The 21,313-nt window shown below is 57.1% G+C and carries 19 protein-coding genes; 10 read left to right on the forward strand and 9 right to left on the reverse strand.

What is annotated here, in order from left to right; translation table 11 throughout:
- Positions 1-4: 4 nt before the first annotated feature.
- Positions 5-562, reverse strand: a complete 558-nt coding sequence (locus B9A24_RS07495; protein WP_084444556.1) for a hypothetical protein — start codon at positions 560-562, stop codon at positions 5-7.
- Positions 563-786: 224 nt separating this feature from the next.
- Here B9A24_RS07495 and B9A24_RS07500 point away from each other — a divergent pair, with 224 nt between their 5' ends.
- The 5 genes from B9A24_RS07500 (at position 787) to B9A24_RS07520 (ending at position 6,496) form a co-directional block, all read left to right on the forward strand.
- On the forward strand, positions 787-1,068 hold the full coding sequence (locus B9A24_RS07500; RefSeq protein WP_084444557.1) for an ATP-dependent Clp protease adaptor ClpS: 282 nt from the start codon (positions 787-789) through the stop codon (positions 1,066-1,068).
- A 91-nt stretch (positions 1,069-1,159) separates the two neighbouring features.
- Positions 1,160-1,768, forward strand: coding sequence for a recombination mediator RecR (gene recR / locus B9A24_RS07505; protein WP_084444558.1), 609 nt, complete (start codon positions 1,160-1,162; stop codon positions 1,766-1,768).
- A gap of 217 nt (positions 1,769-1,985) precedes the next feature.
- A complete protein-coding gene (locus tag B9A24_RS07510; RefSeq protein ID WP_084444559.1) occupies positions 1,986-3,956 on the forward strand; it encodes a glycosyltransferase in 1,971 nt (656 codons plus the stop codon).
- Between the two features lie 80 nt (positions 3,957-4,036).
- Positions 4,037-5,257, forward strand: a complete 1,221-nt coding sequence (locus B9A24_RS07515) for a pyridoxal phosphate-dependent aminotransferase (RefSeq protein WP_084444560.1) — start codon at positions 4,037-4,039, stop codon at positions 5,255-5,257.
- A gap of 198 nt (positions 5,258-5,455) precedes the next feature.
- Positions 5,456-6,496 (forward strand): bifunctional heptose 7-phosphate kinase/heptose 1-phosphate adenyltransferase, encoded by a 1,041-nt coding sequence (locus B9A24_RS07520; RefSeq protein WP_084444561.1) that lies wholly within the window; start codon positions 5,456-5,458, stop codon positions 6,494-6,496.
- An 82-nt stretch (positions 6,497-6,578) separates the two neighbouring features.
- On the opposite strand, the gene hemE is transcribed toward B9A24_RS07520, so the two are convergent.
- Positions 6,579-7,625, reverse strand: coding sequence for a uroporphyrinogen decarboxylase (hemE, locus tag B9A24_RS07525; RefSeq protein ID WP_084444562.1), 1,047 nt, complete (start codon positions 7,623-7,625; stop codon positions 6,579-6,581).
- Between the two features lie 145 nt (positions 7,626-7,770).
- Positions 7,771-8,388, reverse strand: a complete 618-nt coding sequence (locus B9A24_RS07530) for a MarC family protein (RefSeq protein WP_084444563.1) — start codon at positions 8,386-8,388, stop codon at positions 7,771-7,773.
- Positions 8,389-8,543: 155 nt separating this feature from the next.
- Here B9A24_RS07530 and purE point away from each other — a divergent pair, with 155 nt between their 5' ends.
- Both purE and B9A24_RS07540 read left to right on the forward strand, forming a co-directional pair.
- On the forward strand, positions 8,544-9,098 hold the full coding sequence (gene purE / locus B9A24_RS07535) for a 5-(carboxyamino)imidazole ribonucleotide mutase (protein WP_084444564.1): 555 nt from the start codon (positions 8,544-8,546) through the stop codon (positions 9,096-9,098).
- Between the two features lie 83 nt (positions 9,099-9,181).
- Positions 9,182-10,348, forward strand: a complete 1,167-nt coding sequence (locus tag B9A24_RS07540) for an endonuclease/exonuclease/phosphatase family protein (protein ID WP_084444565.1) — start codon at positions 9,182-9,184, stop codon at positions 10,346-10,348.
- Here the strand turns inward: B9A24_RS07540 and B9A24_RS07545 are convergent.
- Complete coding sequence (locus B9A24_RS07545; RefSeq protein WP_084444566.1) at positions 10,345-11,490, reverse strand: FAD-dependent monooxygenase; 1,146 nt, start codon at positions 11,488-11,490, stop codon at positions 10,345-10,347. The two genes, B9A24_RS07540 and B9A24_RS07545, sit on opposite strands and share 4 nt — an antisense overlap.
- Before the next feature lie 191 nt (positions 11,491-11,681).
- Positions 11,682-13,628, reverse strand: a complete 1,947-nt coding sequence (gene dnaK / locus B9A24_RS07550) for a molecular chaperone DnaK (protein ID WP_084444567.1) — start codon at positions 13,626-13,628, stop codon at positions 11,682-11,684.
- A 235-nt stretch (positions 13,629-13,863) separates the two neighbouring features.
- On the opposite strand from dnaK, the gene B9A24_RS07555 reads away from it, so the two are divergent.
- A complete protein-coding gene (locus B9A24_RS07555; protein ID WP_143434817.1) occupies positions 13,864-14,307 on the forward strand; it encodes a hypothetical protein in 444 nt (147 codons plus the stop codon).
- Between the two features lie 57 nt (positions 14,308-14,364).
- Here B9A24_RS07555 and B9A24_RS07560 read toward each other — a convergent pair whose 3' ends face one another.
- The 3 genes from B9A24_RS07560 to B9A24_RS07570 all read right to left on the reverse strand — a co-directional run bounded on the left by B9A24_RS07560 (position 14,365) and on the right by B9A24_RS07570 (position 16,715).
- Positions 14,365-15,306, reverse strand: a complete 942-nt coding sequence (locus B9A24_RS07560; RefSeq protein ID WP_084444569.1) for an alpha/beta hydrolase — start codon at positions 15,304-15,306, stop codon at positions 14,365-14,367.
- Positions 15,303-16,085, reverse strand: a complete 783-nt coding sequence (locus B9A24_RS07565; RefSeq protein ID WP_084444570.1) for a pseudouridine synthase — start codon at positions 16,083-16,085, stop codon at positions 15,303-15,305. Before B9A24_RS07565 ends, B9A24_RS07560 begins: the two co-directional genes overlap by 4 nt.
- Positions 16,086-16,229: 144 nt before the next feature.
- Positions 16,230-16,715, reverse strand: a complete 486-nt coding sequence (locus B9A24_RS07570; protein ID WP_084444571.1) for a hypothetical protein — start codon at positions 16,713-16,715, stop codon at positions 16,230-16,232.
- Between the two features lie 355 nt (positions 16,716-17,070).
- On the opposite strand from B9A24_RS07570, the gene B9A24_RS07575 reads away from it, so the two are divergent.
- Positions 17,071-17,415, forward strand: coding sequence for a hypothetical protein (locus B9A24_RS07575; protein ID WP_084444572.1), 345 nt, complete (start codon positions 17,071-17,073; stop codon positions 17,413-17,415).
- A 171-nt stretch (positions 17,416-17,586) separates the two neighbouring features.
- Here B9A24_RS07575 and B9A24_RS07580 read toward each other — a convergent pair whose 3' ends face one another.
- Positions 17,587-19,665, reverse strand: coding sequence for a vWA domain-containing protein (locus B9A24_RS07580; protein WP_234997074.1), 2,079 nt, complete (start codon positions 19,663-19,665; stop codon positions 17,587-17,589).
- Between the two features lie 161 nt (positions 19,666-19,826).
- Here B9A24_RS07580 and B9A24_RS07585 point away from each other — a divergent pair, with 161 nt between their 5' ends.
- Entirely contained in the window at positions 19,827-21,119 is a 1,293-nt protein-coding gene (locus B9A24_RS07585) for an energy transducer TonB (RefSeq protein WP_084444574.1), read from the forward strand.
- The last annotated feature ends 194 nt before the right edge of the window (positions 21,120-21,313 follow it).

The raw sequence follows: 21,313 nt of genomic DNA on the forward strand, positions 1-21,313 counted from the left end.
TTTTTTAGTCTGGGATTACCAGCTCGTGCGGTAGCTCGAAGCGCAGATTGCGGCTTTTGCTGCGGTTGTGCAGCTGGGTTAGAAAATCGTCCAGTTCCGCTTTGTATTCCAGCCACAGGTCTTCGTGCAGGTTGATGAGCACGAGCTGCACGGCGCGGGTTGTCATGCGGGCGGTACTGACGTAAAACCCGTTGTAGGGACTGTCGAACTGGCCCGTGTAGTTATCAAAAATCAGGCGTAAGGTGTAGAGTATCAGGTCAATTTCCAGGCGCTTGTCTTTAGTGATGCGGCGGGCGCGGGCGGTTTCTTTGGTGGCTTTGCTCAGCGCCTTGTTGAGGCTGCGGTTGAGCAGGCGGCCCGTTACGGCCACGTTGAACAGCTCGTGAATGCGGTCGGCGGTTTGCTCGTATACCTGCTCTACGGTCACGTCGGGCAGCAGCTCGAAGGCAAAGGTTTCGTAAAGCTCCGCGTCGCGGCGCACGGCGCGCAGCAGCAAGGCTTCCTTTTCCTTGTCGGGGAGCTGCTTAAGGGCTTTTTTAAAGTCGGTGGAAGGAACGGGCATCGACGCGTTGCTTGGGAAATGGTGAAATAGTGAAATGGTGAGTGGTGAGTTTGCTGTTCTAGGTGTTCGCGCTTATGTGGTCTGCGCCTCAAGAACGTCAAACTCACCATTTCACTATTTCACCATTTTATTTCGCGAAACGAATCTGCCCGCATGGTGGTTATACTAGGCCGGTGCAGGCCCAAATCTGCGCCTTTTTCCTTGATAATCCGTACTTTTGCGCCATGAACACCAAGCCGCAGATTGACTATAATGAGGACGTTTTACTACTCGAAGAAACCATCGATGTTCGCGACCTAATCGTGTACAACGATGATGTGAACACCTTCGACCACGTAATCAAAACCCTCATTGACGTGTGCGGGCACGAGCCCGAGCAGGCCGAGCAATGCACCCTGCTGATTCACTATAAAGGCCAGTGCACCGTAAAGCACGGCGCCTACGATGAGCTGGCTGGTATGTGCACTGCCATCCACGACCGCGGTATCTCGGCCGATATTCTTTAAGGTGCTGTTTCAGAGTGAGCTAGTGAGGTAGTAAGCCTACAGTTTATTTAAACTCAGCATAGCGGCACATTATTCCCTAGCCCATTACTACATGGAATTCCCTTCCAAACTGATAGAAAACGCCGTGGCGGAGCTTTCCAAGCTGCCCGGTATTGGCCGCAAAACGGCTTTGCGCCTGGCACTGCACCTGCTCAAGGCGGAAAGCGACAACACCGCCTCCCTGGCGGAGGCACTGGCCAAAATGCGCTTCGAAATCACATATTGCCATACTTGCCATAACATTGCCGATACGGAGGAGTGCAGCATTTGCGCCAATAAGCTGCGCGACCACGCCATAGTATGCGTCGTATCGGACATTCGTGACGTGATTGCTATTGAGAATACCAGTCAGTATCAGGGCGTATATCACGTACTGGGGGGCGTTATTTCCCCCATTGAAGGCATTGGCCCTTCCGATTTGCAGATTGACTCCTTGCTCAAGCGTATTCCTGAATCGGAAATCAAAGAAGTTATCCTCGCCATCAGCCCTACGATGGAAGGCGATACTACAGCTTTTTACCTCACGCGCAAGCTGCGCGAGTTTGCCGACGTGCACATCAGCAGCATTGCCCGCGGTATCCCCGTGGGGGGCGAGTTGGAGTACGCCGACGAAATAACCCTGGGCCGCAGCATCGTGGAGCGGCAGCGCCAGGCGCGGTAGCCGGCTGGGGGGCTTTTTTGAGGCGTGGTCCTACGACTTCCGCGGAGCGGTGCTACGACAGAAAAAGTCGTAGCGCCACGCCATTCCACATTCCAGACAGTACAAAGAGTTTGTCTCCTGCGGCAAGCCTTTTTTATGCTAGCGCGGAAATCTGAATCTGAGGATGCGGTTTAGTCCGTAACTTTCCCGGCCCCTCTTACTCCCGCTGCCGCCCGCCGTGAAGCTCTCCATTATCATTGTCAACTACAACGTCAGCTATTTTCTGAGCCAGACGCTGTTGTCGGTGCGGCGGGCCTTGCAAAAGCTGGATGCCCCGGCGGAGGTATTTGTGGTTGATAATAACTCCGTGGATGGCTCCGTAGCAATGGTTCGGGCGCGGTTTCCGGAGGTTATCCTGCTGGAAAACAAACACAACCCTGGTTTTGCCAAGGCAAACAACCAAGCCATACGGCAGGCGCGGGGCGAGTATATCCTACTGCTTAATCCCGATACGGTAGTAGAGGAGGACACTTTCCGGGCCTGCTGCGAATTTCTGGACGAGCACCCCGAGGGCGGCGGATTAGGCGTGAAAATGCTGGATGGCCAAGGAAAGTTCTTGCCCGAAAGCAAGCGCGGCTTGCCCACACCACGGGTAGCTTTCTATAAAGTTTTTGGGCTCGCAGCGCTGTTTCCAGGTTCGCGCACGTTTGGCCGCTACCACCTGTGTTACCTCGACAAAGACCAAACCCACGAAGTAGATGTGCTGAGTGGAGCCTTTATGCTGCTGCGCAAAAGCGCCCTGGATGCCGTTGGCTTGCTCGATGAAGATTACTTCATGTACGGCGAGGACATTGACCTGTCGTATCGGCTCACGCGTGGGGGGTGGAAAAACTATTATTTTCCCGGCACCCGCATCATTCACTACAAAGGCGAAAGCACGAAGCGCACGAGCGTCAACTACGTGTTCGTATTCTACCGGGCCATGATTGTGTTTGCCCGTAAGCATTTCGCCCCCAATCAGGCTGGGATTTTCTCCCTGCTCATTCACTTGGCTATCTGGCTGCGCGCGGGCCTAGCCGTCGGGCGCCGCGTTCTTACCAGCATTGTGCCCATTCTGCTGGATGCCGGGCTGCTTTACGGGGGCATGTATCTGCTGAAGAACTACTGGGAGGAGTATCAAAAGCAGGGGCCTGCCGATTATCCATCACCGCTGATGGAGGTGGTAGTGCCGGCTTACGTGCTGGTGTGGCTGGGTTGCGCCTACCTCAGCGGCAGCTACGATAAGCCTTTCAGAGCTTGGCGTATCGTTCGGGGCATCGTGGTAGGTACGGTGCTTATTTCGGCCGGCTCCAATTTTCTGGAATCTTACCGCTATTCCAATGCCCTGATTCTATTGGGGGGCTTTTGGAGCATAGTCGTACTCATCGGGCGGCGGCTAATCAGCCATGTGATGCGCCACCGCAACCTGCGCCTCATGCAAAGCCACCAGAAAAATATTGCCATCGTGGGGTCGGCGGAGGAAAGCCGGCGGGTGCGCCACCTACTCGAAACGGCCAGGGTGCAGGCGAGCATCGTGGGCTACGTAACCCCCGTGCCCGACCCCGCCGCCCCGCCAAGCCGCTATTTACTCGGGCAGCTACATCAGCTCGATGAAATCATTCGGATTCATGCCCTTGATGAGCTGATTTTCTGCGGTAAAGATTTGTCGGCGACCCGCATCATTTCCCTCATGATCCGGCTGCCGCAATACCCACCGGTCGCCTACAAGATCCTGCCCGAAGACAGCGAATACATCATCGGCAGCTCCTCGAAAGATGCGCCCGGCGAGTATTATGCCCTCGATATTGCCCTGAACCTGTTTCAGCCCCAGCGCGCCCGTACCAAGCGCCTGCTTGATGTGCTTACCAGTCTGGGGTTGCTGCTCGCGGCCCCGGCGCTGGTGTGGTTTGCGCTGGAAAAAGTGGGCTATCTGCGCAACTGCCTGCGCGTGTTGGTGGGCCGCCGCACCTGGGTAGGCCTGCGCCACACCGACGCCTCGCGCCGCACCACGCCCGCCGTGCTCTCGCCCGCCGACGCTACCGACACCGTCGCCGCGCCCCTGCCCGAGGCTACCCGCCGCCGACTCGAGCTGCTCTACGCCAAAGACTACACGCCTTCTACTGATCTTAATATTCTGGTACGGCGCTTTCGATGGCTGGGGCAGGAGTAGGGGATTGCCCGTCGTTGCTTATCCCCAATAGCATCCGTACTTTACCAGTACTTTTGTGCACCCACAAAGCTCCCCACTCTATGTCCGCTTCCGCTACGCTCGCTGCTACGTTTCTCTCTGATCGCATCAGCGCTCTGCAAGAGTCGCAGACTATTGCGATGGCCAAAAAATCGCGTGAATTAGCCGCTCAAGGGCATAACGTAATTAACCTAAGCTTCGGCGAGCCGGATTTTCAAACGCCCCAGTACATCAAGGACGCCGCCAAGCGCGCCCTCGACGAAGGCTACACCAAGTACACACCCGTGCCCGGCTACGTAGAGCTGCGCCAGGCCATTGCCGACAAGCTACGCCGCGAAAACCGCCTCGAGTATCAGTGTGAGAACATCGTGGTGAGTACGGGCGCGAAGCAGGCTTTGGCCAATGCGGTGATGAGCATGGTAAATCCCGGCGAGGAGGTCATTGTGCTGGCCCCGTACTGGGTGAGCTACGAGGAAATGGTGCGCCTGGCCGAGGGAGTTTCGGTGCGCGTGATGGGCTCACTGGAAAACGACTATAAAGCCACGGCAGCTCAAATTGAGGAGGCCATTACGCCGCGCACCAAACTTATTATGTACTCGTCGCCCTGCAATCCCACGGGCGCGGTGTTCTCGCGTGAGGAGCTAGCTGATATAGCGGCCGTACTGGCGCGTCACCCCCAGGTATTTGCTATTGCCGACGAGATTTATGAGTACATCAACTTCGAGGGCGAGCATGTGAGCTTAGCTGAGTTTGATGAGATAAAAGACCAGGTGATTACCGTAAACGGGTTTTCTAAAGGCTACGCCATGACGGGCTGGCGCGTGGGCTACCTGGCCGCGCGCAAGGAAATTGCTGGCGCCTGCGAGAAAATGCAGAGCCAGATTACCTCGGGTACCTGCTCCATTGCCCAACGCGCCGCCCTGGCAGCCCTGGAAGGTGGCCGTAGCTCCGCCGACGAGATGGTAACCGCCTACCACCGTCGCCGCGACCTGGTATTAAAGCTGGTGAAGGAAATTCCGGGTTTCAAGACGCCAACGCCGGCCGGTGCTTTCTACGTTTTCCCGGATGTGAGCGCCTATTTCGGCAAAAAAGCCCCCCAAGGGGAGACCATCGAAAACGCTACCGATCTGGCCATGTTTCTACTGAACGATGCGCACGTGGCCGCCGTCACGGGTGAGGCGTTTGGAGCGCCTAACTGCATGCGTTTTAGTACCGCGGCCGCTGATGAGAAGCTACGCGAAGCCTTCATTCGCATAAAAGATAGTCTGGAAAAGCTGGTGTAGCGCGGTGAAGCTTCCGCTTCGCGTCTCGTTGAACGACAGGCACTGGGGGGCTTTTTTTGCCAACTTCAGCAACGAAACGCGAAGCAGAAGCTTCGCGCTACACCGCGCCGTAAACAACGATTCACTAACCGAAGGACAGCGGAGCTAAGCTGGAGCTTGGTGTTACCTTTGCGGCTTCCTTCGTCGAAAGTCGTAAAAATGCCCCCCACCGTACCGCCTAGCTCGCTGCCCGAATTATTTGCTGCTTTCAACCGCCTCACGGTACTCATTGTGGGCGACGTGATGCTGGATGCCTACGTCTGGGGCAAGGCCGGCCGCATTTCGCCCGAGGCGCCCGTGCCCATCGTGCATGTGAGCCGCACCGAGCAGCGCCTCGGTGGGGCCGCCAACGTGGCCCTGAATGTGCAGGCCCTGGGCGCAACGCCCTTGTTGTGCGCGGTGGTAGGCCAGGACACGGGCGGCGACCAGCTGCTTGATTTATTGAAAGGAAAAAGCCTGTCGGCGGAAGGCATCGTGCGCAGCCCCGCTCGGCCAACGACGGTGAAGCAACGTATACTGGCTGCCGGTCAGCACCTGCTGCGCATCGACTCGGAAGTAGAAACGGACCTGAACGCCGCCGAAGCCGCCGCTCTCACTGCCTGCTACGAAGCCCTGTTGCCCCAGGCCGACGTCGTGATATTCGAGGACTACGACAAAGGCGTGCTCAACGAAGCCCTGATTCAGCACTTCATCGCCCAAGCCCGGCAGCGCAACATCCCAACTGTCGTTGACCCCAAGCGCAAAAACTTTCTGGCCTACCGCTATTGTACCCTTTTCAAGCCCAACCTAAAAGAGCTGCGCGAAGGCCTGAAGCTGGATTTTGACGACACCGCCGCCGCCCGCCCGCAGTTTGAGGCCGCCGTCCAGCGCCTGCGTGAGCTACTGACGCCCGTCATTATTTTGGTTACTCTCTCCGAGCGCGGCATATTCAGCGACGCTCTTGCTACCGGCCGCACCTATATTCCTGCCCACCTGCGTGCCATTTCTGACGTGTCCGGGGCCGGCGACACGGTGATTAGCATTGCCGCTTTATGCGTGGCTTTGGGTTTGCCGGCACCTGCGTTGGCTGCCCTGGCAAACCTGGGTGGCGGCTTGGTCTGCGAACAAGTTGGCGTAGTGCCGATTGAGAAGCAGCGGCTGCTGGAAGAAGCCCAGGAAGCAGGGCTGATGGGAGCTGTCATGCAAGCCCGTTCGGCTTAGGGGTGAATTAGGGTAGAAAACGAAATGAGTACCTACAAAAAGCCCCCAGTAATTTACTGGGGGGCTTTTTGTAGCGTCAAATTTATATCTGCCCTTCCCGCGCCAGGGCGCTGAACTCTTTCACCGTGTCGATAAACACACGCACGCTGGCCGGGTCGGTGTCGGGGTACACGCCGTGGCCGAGGTTGGCGATGTGGCGCTGAGGACCAAAGTGGCGCAGCATTTCGATGGTGGCCGCCTGCACCTGCTCCGGGGAACCGTAGAGGGCACAGGGGTCGAGGTTGCCTTGCAGCGTATGGTTGTCGCCGATGATGGTACGGGCCGTGCGTGGGTCCTGGTTCCAGTCGAGGCCGATGGTCTGGCAATCAAGTTGGGCGAAATCTTCGAGGGCGAAAAAAGCGCCTTTGGCAAACACTGTTACGGGCACATTGGGCAGCGCCGCACAGATTTGGGCGATGTAACGGGTGCTGAACTCACGGTAATGATTGGGGGGCAAAATGCCGGCCCAAGAGTCGAATACCTGAATGAGGTTGGCGCCGGCTTGCACCTGGGCTTGCAGGTAGGCAATGGTGGTAGCCGTAATTTTCTCCAATAGCTGGTGAGCCAGCGCCGGCTCGGCGTACAGCATGCGCCGGGCTTTGGAGAAAGTTTTGGAGCCGTGGCCCTCCACCATATAGGCCAGAATGGTCCAGGGCGCGCCGGCAAACCCGATGAGCGGCACCCGGCCGTTCAGCGCCCGCTTGGTCACGCGAATGGCCTCCAGCACGTAGCCCAGCCCCTCCTCGGGGTCGGTCACGCGCAGCTTCCGCACGTCGGCGGCCGAGCGGATGGTTTCGGGAAAAAGCGGGCCGCGGGCCTCTACCATCTCATAGGTAAGCCCCATGGCGTCGGGCACCACCAGGATATCGGAGAAGATGATGGCGGCATCCACGTCGAGCGCGTCTACGGGCTGAATGGTGACTTCGGCGGCCAGCTCAGGCGTTTCTACCAGCTCCTTGAAGCCGCTGAGGCGGGCGCGCAGGGCGCGGTATTCGGGCAGAATGCGGCCGGCCTGGCGCATGAGCCACACGGGCGTACGCTCGGTTTGTTCGCCGCGGGCGGCCCGAAGTAAGAGGTCGTTTTTGATCACGGATTTTGCTGATTAAGCAGGTTTCACAGATACAAATATTGATTGGCGAATCTGGTTTATAAGCTGCCGGGCAAAGATAGGATATCTGTTTTGCCTCATGGCTTACAGGCAGCGGCTTCTTGAGTGCTTATCGAACAGCTAATTCCTACTCCTGAAACAGCGCTTTAATAGCCGTGGCCATGAAATTGACCCCGATGGCCAACGTGATAAATCCCATAACCCGGGCCAGGGCCGCCATGCCGGGCCGCCCCAAAAACCGCGTGAGCCGCAACGACGACATCAGAATAATATAAGCCGCCAGGGCCACCAGCACGAAGCCCAGAAAAATTAGGCTCATGTCAAAGTAGCCGAGGCGCTCGGTAAATAAGCTGATGCACACCGCGATAGAGCCTGGTCCCGAAAGCATGGGCATGGCCAGCGGCGTGAAGGAAATATCGTTCTTGTGCATACTCTCCTCCAGCGCGGCCGGCGACACCCGGTCGCGGTTGCCGCCGGGCGTGAGCAGGTCGAAGGCCGAGCGCATGAGCAAAATGCCCCCCGCGATGCGCAGGTGGTGAATATTGATTCCAAAAAAGTTGAGCACGTATTGCCCCGCGAAAAACGACACGGCCAGCACGGCAATCATGTAGAGGCAGGCCCGCATCCCTATCTGGCGGCGCTCCTGGGGCGTGTCTTCCTCGGTAAGCGTCAGGAATACCGGCATGGCCCCGAAGGGATTGACGACCGAAAATAGCGTAGTAAACGTGGCAAGCAGAATTTCCATGAAGCGAGTCGCATGGTGAAGGCGGCTAAAGGTACGAGGCGGCAGGAAAGCAGCAAGGCGGGAAAGTGCTATGTTTGACGAACCAACCGCCGAGCTAACACCGCGTACAAGTCGCGTGCGGCAATTATTGGTTCGTGCCGTTTCCCGTCATCCATATGAATCCAGCTCCCGCAGCCGCTCCGGCTCCTACCGAAGAACCCCGCGATACGCCCCTGGTGGGCATTATCATGGGCAGCCAGTCTGATATTAAAGTAATGATGGCCGCCGCCGAGTTGCTTCGTCAGTTCAATATCCCACACGAGTTTACGCTCGTTTCGGCCCACCGCACCCCCCATCGACTGATTGAGTACGCCGAATCGGCCCGCAAGCGCGGTTTGCGCGTGCTTATCGCGGGTGGGGGCGGGGCGGCTCACCTGCCCGGCATGGTGGCCGCTTTTACCACGCTGCCCGTCATTGGAGTGCCTATCAACTCTGCTACTTCCATCCGGGGCCTGGATTCGGTGCTGTCGATGCTGCAAATGCCGGCTGGGGTGCCCGTTGCTACGGTTGCCATTGATGGGGCGACCAATGCTGCCGTGCTGGCCACCCAGATATTAGGCTTGAGCAACGCCCGCCTGGTGGATGCGCTGGAGAAGTATCGCACGTCGTTGAAGGACAAGGTAATGCGTACTATTGAGGAGCTGCGTAAGGGCGGCTTTAATGATGAATAACCCAAAAAAACCCCCTGGCAGCCAGCTAGGGGGTTTTTTATCTTTCAAGAAGTAACTTTTATATTCCGAATATCTTCTTCTCCATGCCCGACTTCGACGCACCCTTTTGGATTTTGCTTGCGCACGGCTTCGTTCTGCTGCTGATGGCCGCGGCGCTGATAGCTACGCTCTTGCCCCTGCTACGCGCCGAGGCCTGGTGGATTCGGGTGTTTGATTTTCCGCGCCTGCAAATCGTGGGCGTGGCCCTGCTGACGCTGGCGGGAGGACTCGTGCTGGAGTGGCACCGCCTGCCCGGCTACTGGGGCATCGGACTGCTGCTGGCGCTGGCCGCCACCATCGTGTATCAGCTGGTGCGCATTGCGCCTTATACGCCCCTGTCGGGCAAACAGGTAGGAGACAGTACCCAGCCGGACGACGTGCGCCATCTGAGCCTGGCTGTTATGAACGTGCTTCAGTATAACAAGCAGGGCAAGGAAGCGCTGGCCGAGCTCCAGCGCCTGAATCCTGATATTATCATGGCCGTGGAAACGGATAAATGGTGGCTGGAGCAGCTGCGCCCCCTGGAAAAAACGCACCCTTACACCTGCCACGAACCGCTCGACAATACGTACGGCTTGCTTTTCTTCTCGCGGCTGCCCGTGCGCGACTGCCATATCAAGTATTTGCTCGACGATGATGTGCCTTCCCTGCACACCTACGTGCAGCTACCCGACGGCAAGACCTGGGTGCGGCTCTATGGCCTGCATCCTAAGCCGCCGGCACCTCAGGAAGCCAAAACCAGCAGGAAGCGCGATGCCGAATTGCTGCTGGTAGGCCGGGAGATAGAAAAGAAAGATCAGCCGACCGTCGTGTTTGGCGATATGAACGACGTGGCCTGGTCGCACACTTCCGAGCTGTTTCGGCGCATCAGCGGCCTGATGGACCCGCGCGTGGGCCGCGGCCTGCTGCCTACTTTTCATGCCGACTACTCGCTGTTGCGCTGGCCCCTGGACCATGTATTTGTATCGGCCGACTTTAAGGTTAATGACATTCAGCGCCTGAACTACGTGGGTTCCGACCATTTTCCCATCTACATCAAGCTCAGCTACGAGCCCCACGACAAGCACGCGCAGCGGGAAAACGCCGAACAGGCCGACGAGAAAGACCACCAGGAGGTAGAAGAAAAGATTCAGGAAGGCTTTGAGGAAGAACGAGAGCAGGAACTGGAGGAAGCCAAAAGTCCTGGCAAAAAGAAGGAGCTGACTACCTAAATATCCGTTTCGTACAAAAACTCCATTTGCCGGTTATTCACTGAGGCAGGTACACGGCGCATCACTGCGTCGCGCAGGCCCACCAGCCACGGCCGCTCCATCTGGGCCACTTTGCCCAGCTGCCACGACTGCCGCACAATGCGCGTCGTGCGGGGGCGGCGTTGTTGGTCAAAAGCCTGGAAAGCGGATTCTATGCTGGCTGCCTGGGCCAGACAACTGGCCAATACGGCCGCATCTTCCACGGCCTGGCCCGCGCCCTGCCCCATGTTGGGCGTGGTGGCGTGGGCCGCGTCACCCAACAGCAGCACCCGGCCGAAGTTGAAGCGCCGTAGGGGTTTCAGATCGATAATATCGCCCCAAATGGCCTGCTCATCGGTCGTTAGTGCCAGCAGCTCAGGAATAGGAGAATGATAGTCGGCGAAGTGGCGCTGTAAGTCAGCCAGCCGGAACGCGCGGTAACGCGGATTCTGGGCTTCGGGGCTATTGATGCAGGCAAACCAGTACACTTGCCCGTTGCCCAGCGGCACCACCCCGAAGCGCCCGGTGCCGCCCCAAGTTTCGGTGGAGCGACCGGGGGGCAAATTCAGCGCCTGGGCTTCGATCACGCCCCGCCAGCAGGTGTAGCCCGCGTAGCGCGGCTGGCTGGCCGGCAACAGCTGCCGCCGCACGCGGGAGCGGATGCCATCGGCCCCAAGCAAAGCTTGGCCCTCTACTTGACTACCATCGGTGAAATAGGCCGTAACCCAATTGTCTTCCTCCTCGAACCGCTCCAGGGTTTTGCTTAGATGTACGACGCCGGGGGGCAAATTTGCCAGCAGAATACGCTGCAAGTCGGCGCGGTGAATAGCTAGGTTATCGTAGCCGATGCGGCGGGTGAAAGGCGTTGTATCAATATCGTTGAGCACACGGCCCCGGCGATCCAGCAGACTGACGCAGGTAATGGGAAACCCGGCGGCCTGCACAGCATCGTGTACGCCCAAGCGGTCCAGGGCTTGCATAGCGTTGGCCCCCAGCACCACACCCGCCCCGATTTCGCGCAGCTCCGAAGCTGCTTCCACTACCTGCACGTCGTGGTTCTGCTGGCGCAAAGCCAACGCCGTGGCCAACCCCCCAATTCCCGCCCCAACGATGATGAATCTCATGATTTAGTAAAGCTTAGTCAGAACGGCGTAGACCCAGAGTTGTGTCTCCTTATTGCTGATGTTGTTATGCCTTAACGATGCGGGACTGTCGTTCAACGACGAGACACAACTCTGGGTATCTACGCTGTTCTAATTAATAACAAAAAAGCCCCCCAACCGTCGGCTAGGGGGCTTTTTACTTCAATTGCAGCTTACTTGTTGCCGCCTACTTCTTCGTAGTCTACGTCGGTCACGTTATCGGCGGGCTGGCCTTGCTGGCCGTTACCGTTCGGCTGACCGTCGCCGCCGGGGTAGCCCTGCGGCTGGCCCTGGCCTTGCTCCTGACCTTGGGTAGCCGCATACATCTCCTGCGAAGCAGCCTGCCAGGCGGCGTTGATAGCCGTCATAGCCGTTTCAATAGCGCCGAGGTCTTTGCTCTCGTGGGCCTTCTTCAGGTCAGCGAGGGCACCCTCAACGGCAGTCTTGTTGCCGCCGCTGAGCTTGTCGCCATACTCCGAAAGCTGCTTTTCAGTTTGAAAGATCATCGAGTCGGCAGCGTTTACCTTCTCAATGCGCTCCTTCTCCTGCTTGTCGCTTTCCTCGTTGGCTTTGGCCTCGTTGCGCATCCGCTCGATGTCGGCGTCGGTCAGGCCGCTGCTGGCTTCGATGCGGATTTTCTGCTCTTTACCAGTGCCTTTATCCTTGGCTGATACGTGCAGGATACCGTTGGCATCAATGTCAAAAGTTACTTCGATCTGCGGTACACCGCGGGGTGCTGGCGGAATGCTGTCGAGATGGAAACGACCGATGGTGCGGTTCTGCGAAGCCAGCGGACGCTCGCCTTGCAGCACGTGAATCTCTACGGAAGGCTGATTGTCAGAAGCCGTCGAGAAGGTCTCCGATTTCTTGGTCGGGATGGTTGTGTTGGACTCGATGAGCTTGGTCATTACGCCGCCCATCGTCTCAATACCCAGCGAAAGCGGGGTCACGTCGAGCAGCAGCACGTCTTTTACTTCACCTGTCAATACACCACCCTGAATGGCAGCACCGATGGCTACTACTTCGTCGGGGTTAACACCTTTCGAAGGCTTCTTGCCAAAGAACTTCTCCACCTCTTCCTGGATGCGCGGAATACGGGTCGAGCCACCTACCAGAATTACTTCATCGATATCCGAAGTGCTCAAACCAGCGTCCTGGAGGGCTTTTTTGCAAGGCTCCATCGAGCGCTTCACCAGGTTGTCAGCAAGCTGCTCAAACTTGGCACGGCTCAGTTTCACTACCAAGTGCTTCGGACCCGAAGCGGTAGCCGTAACATAAGGTAGGTTGATTTCAGTCTCAGTAGAACTGGAAAGCTCTACTTTAGCCTTTTCAGCGGCTTCTTTCAAGCGCTGCAGAGCCATCGGGTCCTGGCGCAGGTCAAGGCCTTCGTTGTCGCTCTTGAACTGATCCGCGAGGAAGTTGATGATAACCTGATCGAAGTCGTCACCACCAAGGTGAGTGTCACCATTAGTGCTCAGTACTTCGAACACACCGTCGCCAAGCTCCAGGATAGAAATATCGAACGTACCACCGCCGAGGTCATACACGGCGATTTTCTGGTCTTTGTGCTTCTTGTCGAGGCCGTAAGCCAAGGCCGCCGCCGTTGGCTCGTTGATGATACGCTTCACGTCGAGGCCCGCAATGGCACCGGCTTCTTTCGTAGCCTGGCGCTGGGCGTCGTTGAAGTAAGCAGGAACCGTAATAACAGCTTCTGTTACCGTCTGGCCTAGATAGTCCTCAGCGGTCTGCTTCATTTTCTGCAGAACCATAGCCGAAATCTCCTGGGGCGTGTACTGACGGTCGCCGATTTTCACAGCTACCGTGCTGTTAGAGCCACGCTCCAAGGCATACGAAACCATCTTGGACTCTTCGGTTACCTCACCGAAGCCACGGCCCATAAAGCGCTTGATCGACTGAATCGTATTCTGCGGGTTGGTAATGGCCTGACGCTTAGCCGGGTCACCAACTTTACGCTCGCCTTTGCCCCCGTCAAGAAACGCTACGATCGAGGGCGTCGTGCGGCGGCCTTCGCTATTCGGAATAACCACCGGCTCGTTGCCCTCCATAACGGCTACGCACGAGTTAGTGGTGCCGAGGTCAATACCAATTATTTTGCCCATCTGAATGGTATAGTTAAGTAAGAGGAAATGTCAGAGTAAGGTGCGAGATGCTCGCGGGGGGGGAATGGCAAGCAGCGTACCAGCCGCCAAATCAGGCCATTTCCGTGACAGATTGTCATTTTTGAATATCCCAATCGGCCATTTCCCGCCGCTCTGACTTCTTATCCATAAGTGCGTTATCGGCATCTGTCAGGTCTGTGGAATGGAGGAGGGAAATAACGTTAGCAATAAGCAAGTGAAGGAAGTTATCTTACTTTGGCTCAGCTACTACACACCATTACACATGCTGACAGACAATCCTTCACCACAGATTATTATGCAGCGTGTCAGGAATCTGATTCTCGAATATGTTAAAACAGTTGCTGGGTATAAGATGGGAGATATGCCGGGCTTGATGGAAGTATTCTGTATGTGGGAGGATTTCGTAGCACATCCACTAGAATTTTATTTTCAGCAGTTTGAGGAGCCAGTGTATACATTATCTGAAAAGATGAGCCTTAAAGAAGTTGATGAGGCGTGGAAGATGTGGGGTGATACCGTTACTGACGAAATGCTTTATGAAAATGAGCTTGATGTATTAGCTACACCCGAATGGATGGCCTTTTCAGCTGCTGCTGCAAGAGCTATGGCCATTATGGCTAAGCGTGGAAAACTGCCGGAAGATCATGCTATATCCTAGCTGAGTTGTTGAAGCATTGCCCATAAAAAGCCCCCAGAATTATTTTGGGGGGCTTTTTTATAGCATGTTTCGCTGCAAAAACCGCTGGATAGTGCTGCGCCAGGCTACCTGGTGTTTGCTATGATAGGGCTCGTGGCCCACGCCGGCGAAGTAGCGGCGCTGCTTCGGGCCACTGAGAGCGGCGTAGATGGCGTCTGTTTCCTGGCGGGTTACGCGTGGGTCGGTGAGGCCGTAGAGTAGGAGAGTGGGCGTTTGGATACGGCTGGCGTAGGCGCGGGCATCCAGGTCGAAAGCCCAGAAGCCGTTTTGCACGCCGCCCCAGAATACCAGCAGGTTAGCAAGCGGAAAAGCGGGCACCTGCAGGGCATGAAAGCGGTTTTTGGCGGTCTGGAGCATGCTGCCGTAGGGGCACTCCAGGATAGCCGCCGTCGGCCGCACGCCCAGCTCGCTCTCGGCCCGCAGAATTGCTACCGCGCCCATCGAAACCCCATACAGAAACAGGGGCGTCGACGGCAACTGCTCTTTCAGAAACGCAAAAGCAGCGGCAACGTCGTCGGCTTCGCGGTAGCCCACGGTGGTCTGCACGCCTTCGGAGCCGCCATTGCCGGCAAAGTCGAGCAGCAGAACCGAAAAACCCTGACTCCGAAAAAATTCCGCTTCCGTCAGCAGCTTCGACTTGTCGCCGGTATAGCCGTGAAATAGGGCTACCTGCCCCAGCGCGTTGGGCACGGGGCTAAACCAGGCTTCCAGTCGCCCATTGGGGCTATCCAGCAAAACTGTTTGGTAGAGAAATGCCGGCGTGGCCTGATTAACCGGCTTCGGATTCTGGACACCCGTAAGCAGCAGCGTCGCCTTTTGCAGGGCGGAAAGCTGCTCAGGACTAGCCTGCTTCGCGCCGGCTTCGTCGGAGAAATGGGTGAAGCGCCAGGCGTGAAAGAAGGCTACCGCGTTGACCAGTACGAAGGCCAACGCACCAGCGGTCAGCCAGCGCCGTTTCATCGGGGACGGGAGGTTTTGGGGCCGCGCTTGGGTCGGTCGCTTGAGCCTTTAGGGCTTTGGTCTGAGCCAGCCGGGCGCTTAAAGTTGGAGGGAGCCGGCTTGAAGGTTTTGCGGGCAGGCGCACCAGCACCGGGCGCAGCGGGGCCAGAAGCTGTTTTGGTCTTCGCCTCTTTCGATAATACCTGACGCTCGGCGGGCATTTTGGTAGCCGAGAAAGCGGCTTTCAGTTTGGCTGCTTCCGGGGCGGTTAGCTCACGCCATTGGCCGGGGGCCAAATTCTCTACTTCCAGATGAGCGATTTTCACCCGAACGAGGCGCAGGGTAGGGAAGCCTACGGCGGCCGTCATCTTGCGCACCTGCCGATTAATACCTTGTGAAATCGTGATTTCTAGCCAGGAAGTGGGAATATTTGCCCGAAAGCGGATAGGCTTGGGCCGTTCCCAAATAGCCGGTGACTCGGGCAGCAGCTCCACTTCGGCCGGCGCCGTGAAGCTGGTTTTAATATCAACGCCGCGCCGCAAAGTAGCTATTGCCTCTTCCGTTGGTACGCCTTCTACCTGCACCCAATACGTTTTGGGCACCTTGAAGCGCGGCTCCGACAGACGATGCTGCAGGGGCTTATCGTCGGTGAGCAGCACGAGGCCTTCGCTGTCGAAATCCAGGCGGCCGACGGGGTAAATCTTGGGGATGGGTACGAAGTCCTTGAGCGTGGCGCGGCCGTTTTCGTCAGTGAATTGGGTGAGAACTTCGAAGGGTTTGTTAAGCAGGACGTAGCGCATGAGGCGGAAGGGTGAAAGCAGAGTTGATTTCCCTGCCCTCCATGAAGATTCGCAAAAGGCAGCGAAAAAGCAAAGGTCGGCAGAACCAGCCGCTTTAGCGCCAGAGCCCGGCTTAGCAAGAGAAAGTTGACGACTGGGGGGCTTTTATTTGGCCTTTACGCGGCTGCCAGGCTGCAGCGCCACCTGACCAGTGAACAGCACGACTACCTCGCGCGGTGGATACACCACGGCGTCTACGCTGTCGCGATTAGTGGTGCCATCGCGGTCTTCATTGCGGTACACATGGCGCACGAAAAGGCCTATGCGTGTGGTGTCAGCCTTTCGGGCCAGCAACTGCTGGTGCTCCTGAGCCCGGCGGGTGAAGTCAGCCGTCGGAGCCTGAGGGGTATCAGCCACCGGCGTAACAACTGCGGTGGCTTCGTTACGCTGATTCATTTTTACCACGTAGGCAATCGAGTCCTGGCGTGTATACGGCTGTATATAAAATGCCTCAGCGCGGTAATTGCCCGTTTTGCTCATGCCATGCTGCACATATTCCGATACGGCGGCCTGGGCGTGCTCGGCGGGGGCTTGCTCGCAGCTGGCAAGTAATGCGGCTAGTGCAGCGGCGTAGAAAATGGCAGATTTCATTATGCAAATGGGAGGTGTGAGGCTGGGCTATAGTATTCTACAGTTATCCTGCCTGACGTCAATTAGGCGAAGTAAGGCTTTTATTGGGTATCAGCTGATTGGTCGCTATACTCTTCAGTGTGCAGAACCACCTTACATGCTGCTTTTCTAGAAGGAGTACGAGCTAGATAAAATATAGAATTCTTACTTTATTTAGAGCAGTCTACTATCGCAAAATAATATATTCACACAAGACAAATTATACCTGCCACCTCGGAAAAGTAGTAGTTTTAAGCTATCAACGCTTTAGCCTGGATCTGGAACTTAACTAACTTAAGGTAGGTGACTTATAATAGATCGACTTTTTGTTTAAACCATGACGCTCAAATCATTAATGCAGTTCCTTGGGCTGGTGAGCTTGGCTTGGCTCGGTGTGTACGGCTTGTCCGAACTTGGCTATTATTTTATCCTAAAAGATGTGCCCGTCTTTCACGGCGAAATAGTAGAGGCCGCGAAAAAAAGCTCAGTCGTGACCGAAAAGATAGGCCCCTATCAGGGCTATTCATACGAATACAATGAAAAGGACTTGATTAAAGATACGTTGGCATATCGGGTCGACCTGCGAGGAACTGACGGCTGGATGAAGCTAACGGGCTATGCACTAAAAAAAGGAACCAGTTGGACACCGGCCCAGATAGACACTCTCTATAGTGAGGACTAGAGGCAAACTGGCCTCAAAGAGGACTGCTCTCATCTCAATAGGGTAGGATATGTGCCGGTTCGATAAGGACTGCGTTATAGGACCTTATGTAAAGAATATAGTGAAACTCTCTGCATCCAAAAATAGCCCGCATGTAACTCGCAACTAGCAGAAAGCAATACGCTGCCTTCCCTAAATGCTCCCCGAGTACTTGCGCGCAGCCCACTCCGCCGTTACCAGCGCCAGCAGCAGGAAAAACAGCCACTTCAGATTTATCAAATCCTTGATACTCTCCTGGCTGTAAATCACGGGCTTGTAATTCGCCTTCTGAATGTCCTGAGTAAGCTGGGCGAACTGCTGGGGATAATACAGCCGCGAGCCGCTGCGGCGGGCGAGCTGGTAGAGTAGGTTGTGGTCGGCGCGGGCGGTGAGGGACTCAAGCTGTTGCTCCTGCACCAGCAGCTCGCCCCGATCCTGCTGATTTTGCCCCCCAAGCGTGGCGCGGGCCACGTAGCGGTACACGCCGCCGGGCAACGTGCCCAGCCGCAGCGGGGCGCTGTCTTCGCTATTCGTGAAGGAATAATTGCGGGTGCGCTGCTGCTCGTCGGTCAGCGTTAACTCGATTTTCTGACCATAAATGCGCTCGAAAATGGCGTTGTAAGTTTCCGCGCCGAAGGTGATTTCGTCGGCGGTGGTGAAGGCGTCCTGGGTGGGATACACATCGAGGCGCTTCTTATTGGCATTGGCGGTTAGCAGCTGAAGGGTGCGGGTGATGAGGCGGTCGTAGGCCTCGGGGCGGTCGGCGTGGTCGGCGGCTTCCTGCAGGCGCCACTGCCAGCCGCCATCGGTGAGCAGGGTAGCGCGACGCTGCTCGGGCGTGCCACCAAAAACCAGCAACGGTTTCTGCGTTTTTAACCGGCCCACCTGCTGATACAGCGCCACTTCGGCCCCGCCGCCCAAACGATACTCTCCAAACGGCACCGGCGCGGGCGGATATGCCGCGAAGCGTCGCAAAGCGTCTTCCTCGAAGGAAAACCGCGCGAAGGCCGCGTTCAGCACGGGCGTTACCTCGTCCGTCTGCTGGCCGCGAGGCGCGATGGTGAGGCCCGTGCCCAGGTTGTTATAGGCGTTTAGATCTGACTGCGCCCCGACGATAAACAAGGTTGGGATGCGGCGGCTACGCACCTGAGCCAGCACGTCGGCGCCCTCGCCCGTGCGGGTCGGGAGCTGGTGCAAGATGGCCACGTCGTAGTCTTGGGCCTTGAGGGGCGCGATGCCGGGCAGGTACACGGTCAGGTCGAAGTTGTCGTTCTGCAAAATTGCCCCCCGCAAGGCCTTGATGTCGGGGTGGGGGGCGGCGCCGGCTAGCAGCACTTTCAGCTTGCCTTTTACTACCTCCACGTAGGCATTGCGGGTGTTGTTGAGGGTAGTAAACTCGCCGGTTTGGGGCTGCACGGCTACTTCGTAGCGCCGCTTTCCAGGGGCGGGAGCTGTCAGTAGAAAGGTGGTTTTCTGCCGACGCTGATTAGGGGGTAAATTCACTTGCTTAGTTTGCAGCGCCCGGCCGTTTTCGCGCAGTTGTACCGTAGCCGTGCCACCCCCGAAGCCTTCGTAGCCGATTTCGGCCTCAATAGGGAAGCGGTTGCCGCTGAAGGCTACGCGGTTGTAGTTCAGGGTAGGCACGCTCAGGTCGCGCTTGGGCACGGTGTCGCCCACGGCTACGCTGTAAATGGGGAAGTTGAACTCGGAGTACACCGGCGAGCGGCCCTGGTTCACCAGCCCATCCGAGACGAGCACCACGCCGGCCAGATTGCGCCCGTCGTAGCCTTCGCGCACGTTGGTCAGGAGCCCATCCAGGTCGGTAGCCGGGGCCTGAAACCGCACCGAGTCAGGCCGGACGTCGCGGGCCGGGCTGGGGGGCAAAACCTGGGTCTCAACCCGAAAACCCTGCCCGCGCAGCGCGGTAGCCAGCTGCTGCAAACCCTCCGTGGCCTGGCGCAGCACGGCCGGCGGCGTAAACAAGCCCACCGACTGAGAGTTGTCCACGGCCAACACAATTGTGGGAGCTTCGGTGGTGGTCGTTGTCGTTTTAACGAAGGGCGAAAGCAGCAGAAAGCACAGAAAGCTCACCACTACGAAGCGCAGCGCGGCCAGCGCGTAGTTCAGCGGCCGGCTCCAGGGCGCTTTGGCCGAGTAGAGCAGGGCCGCGTAGCCCGCGCCCACGGCCAGGCACAATAAAATTAACCAGGGAGAAGCAGCGACGGAAATCAAAGACGACGATAGACAAATGAGCGGGTAGAACCCCGGCGCGGCTTAGTTGGTTGCGCGGCGGCATTGATAGGGGGGCGAAGGTAGGAAGTTACGAGGGAGAAGAAGGCGAGAAGCAATAGATTAGCTACCCTAATGGTATTATCACCTGACTATTTATCCCCATGAGTAAAATTCGACACCACATCTTGGCTACGCTCCTGACTTTGGGCGTTTGGGTCAGCTTTTTGAGTCCAAGTCAGGTCCTTGCGCAACCTGCGGCAGCATCAGCAGACAGGCTGACTGCGGCCCGGCAATACCTGTCTCGGCAGGAATACACGGCCGCCAGCGTCGCCTACCAGCAGGCGTTTAAGCAAATAGAAGGCACTGCCCGCGACTATTACCAGGCTGCCCGCGCCGCCGCCCGAAATAACGAGCCGAAAGTTGCTTTCAAGCAGTTAGACGAAGCTACTAAAAAAGGCTACTATCCCGAGGAATACCTGCGTGCCGAAATTGATTTTGCTGCGTTGACCACGCAGGTAGCTTGGCAACGCGTGCTAACTCAAGCCCGCGAAAAGCGGCGCCGACACGAGGCGCGCTTCGACCAGAAGTTAGTGGCGTTGGTCAGAAGGATTGGCTTTCGGGATCAGCAGTACCGGCTGGTAGCCGCAGAGGCAGATAAAAAGTATGGGTGGAATTCGCCGCAGGCGTCAACTGCCATGCAGCAGCAAGGCGTGATTGATTTGCAACTCATGCGGCAGGTGGACAGCCTGATTGCCCGGCATGGCTACCCCGGCAAATCATTGGTGGGGGAGTATTTGAAATCGAAGGCGTTTCTGGTTATTCAGCATAATCCCGACGAAAAGTATCTGCCGCTGCTCACCGCCGCCGCCGATAAAAGTGAACTGTCCTGGGCGTCGCTGGCGCTGCTTATTGACCGCTTACGCATGGCCAGTGGCAAGATGCAGGTGTATGGTACGCAACTCTCCAATGATGATAATAAGTGGAAGCTTCTCCCCATTGAGGACGAAGCGAACGTAAATGCGCGCCGGGCTAAAATCGGGCTGGAGCCGCTGGAGGAATACCTTAAACGATATGAAATAATTTATCAGCTTCCCACGGCTACGTACAATTCCAATCCGCCCGGATTTTACGCGGCGCTGTGGCAAGTTGAGAAAGCAGAAAAGTTGGAGGTGGAAGTAGTCGGTGGCTACGAGGCTCTGTATGCCAAGCTGCGCTACCCCGCCGCCGCCCGGCAAGCCAACGTAAGCGGGGAGGTAACCGTGCAGCTGCTCATCGACAAAGCCGGCGTGCCGCAGAACGTGGCGATAGTCAAAGGCCTGGGCCACGGCTGCGACGAGGAAGCGCTACAGGTAATGCGGGCGGCTCGCTACATCAATTCCGCCGGCCAGGACCATGAAATTCGGGTGCGGCTACCGTTTCCATACGAGCCAAAAGCCACGAAATCGGGGCAGTAGATTTTCTTTTAAAAAAGGCCCCCAAGGTCATCCTGCAGCGCGGTAACGAGGTAGTTCGCGGGCGAGGTTGTGATGATAAAGGCGGTCATGCTCCATCTGGCGTTCGCCTGTCGAAGCATCTCTGCTGGTTAGTAATCAATGCCAGTGCAACGAAGCGGGCGAGATGCTTCGACAGGCGAACGCCAGATGGAGCA

This window comes from Hymenobacter roseosalivarius DSM 11622 (assembly GCF_900176135.1).
In the GTDB taxonomy this organism is placed as follows: Bacteria; Bacteroidota; Bacteroidia; order Cytophagales; family Hymenobacteraceae; genus Hymenobacter; species Hymenobacter roseosalivarius.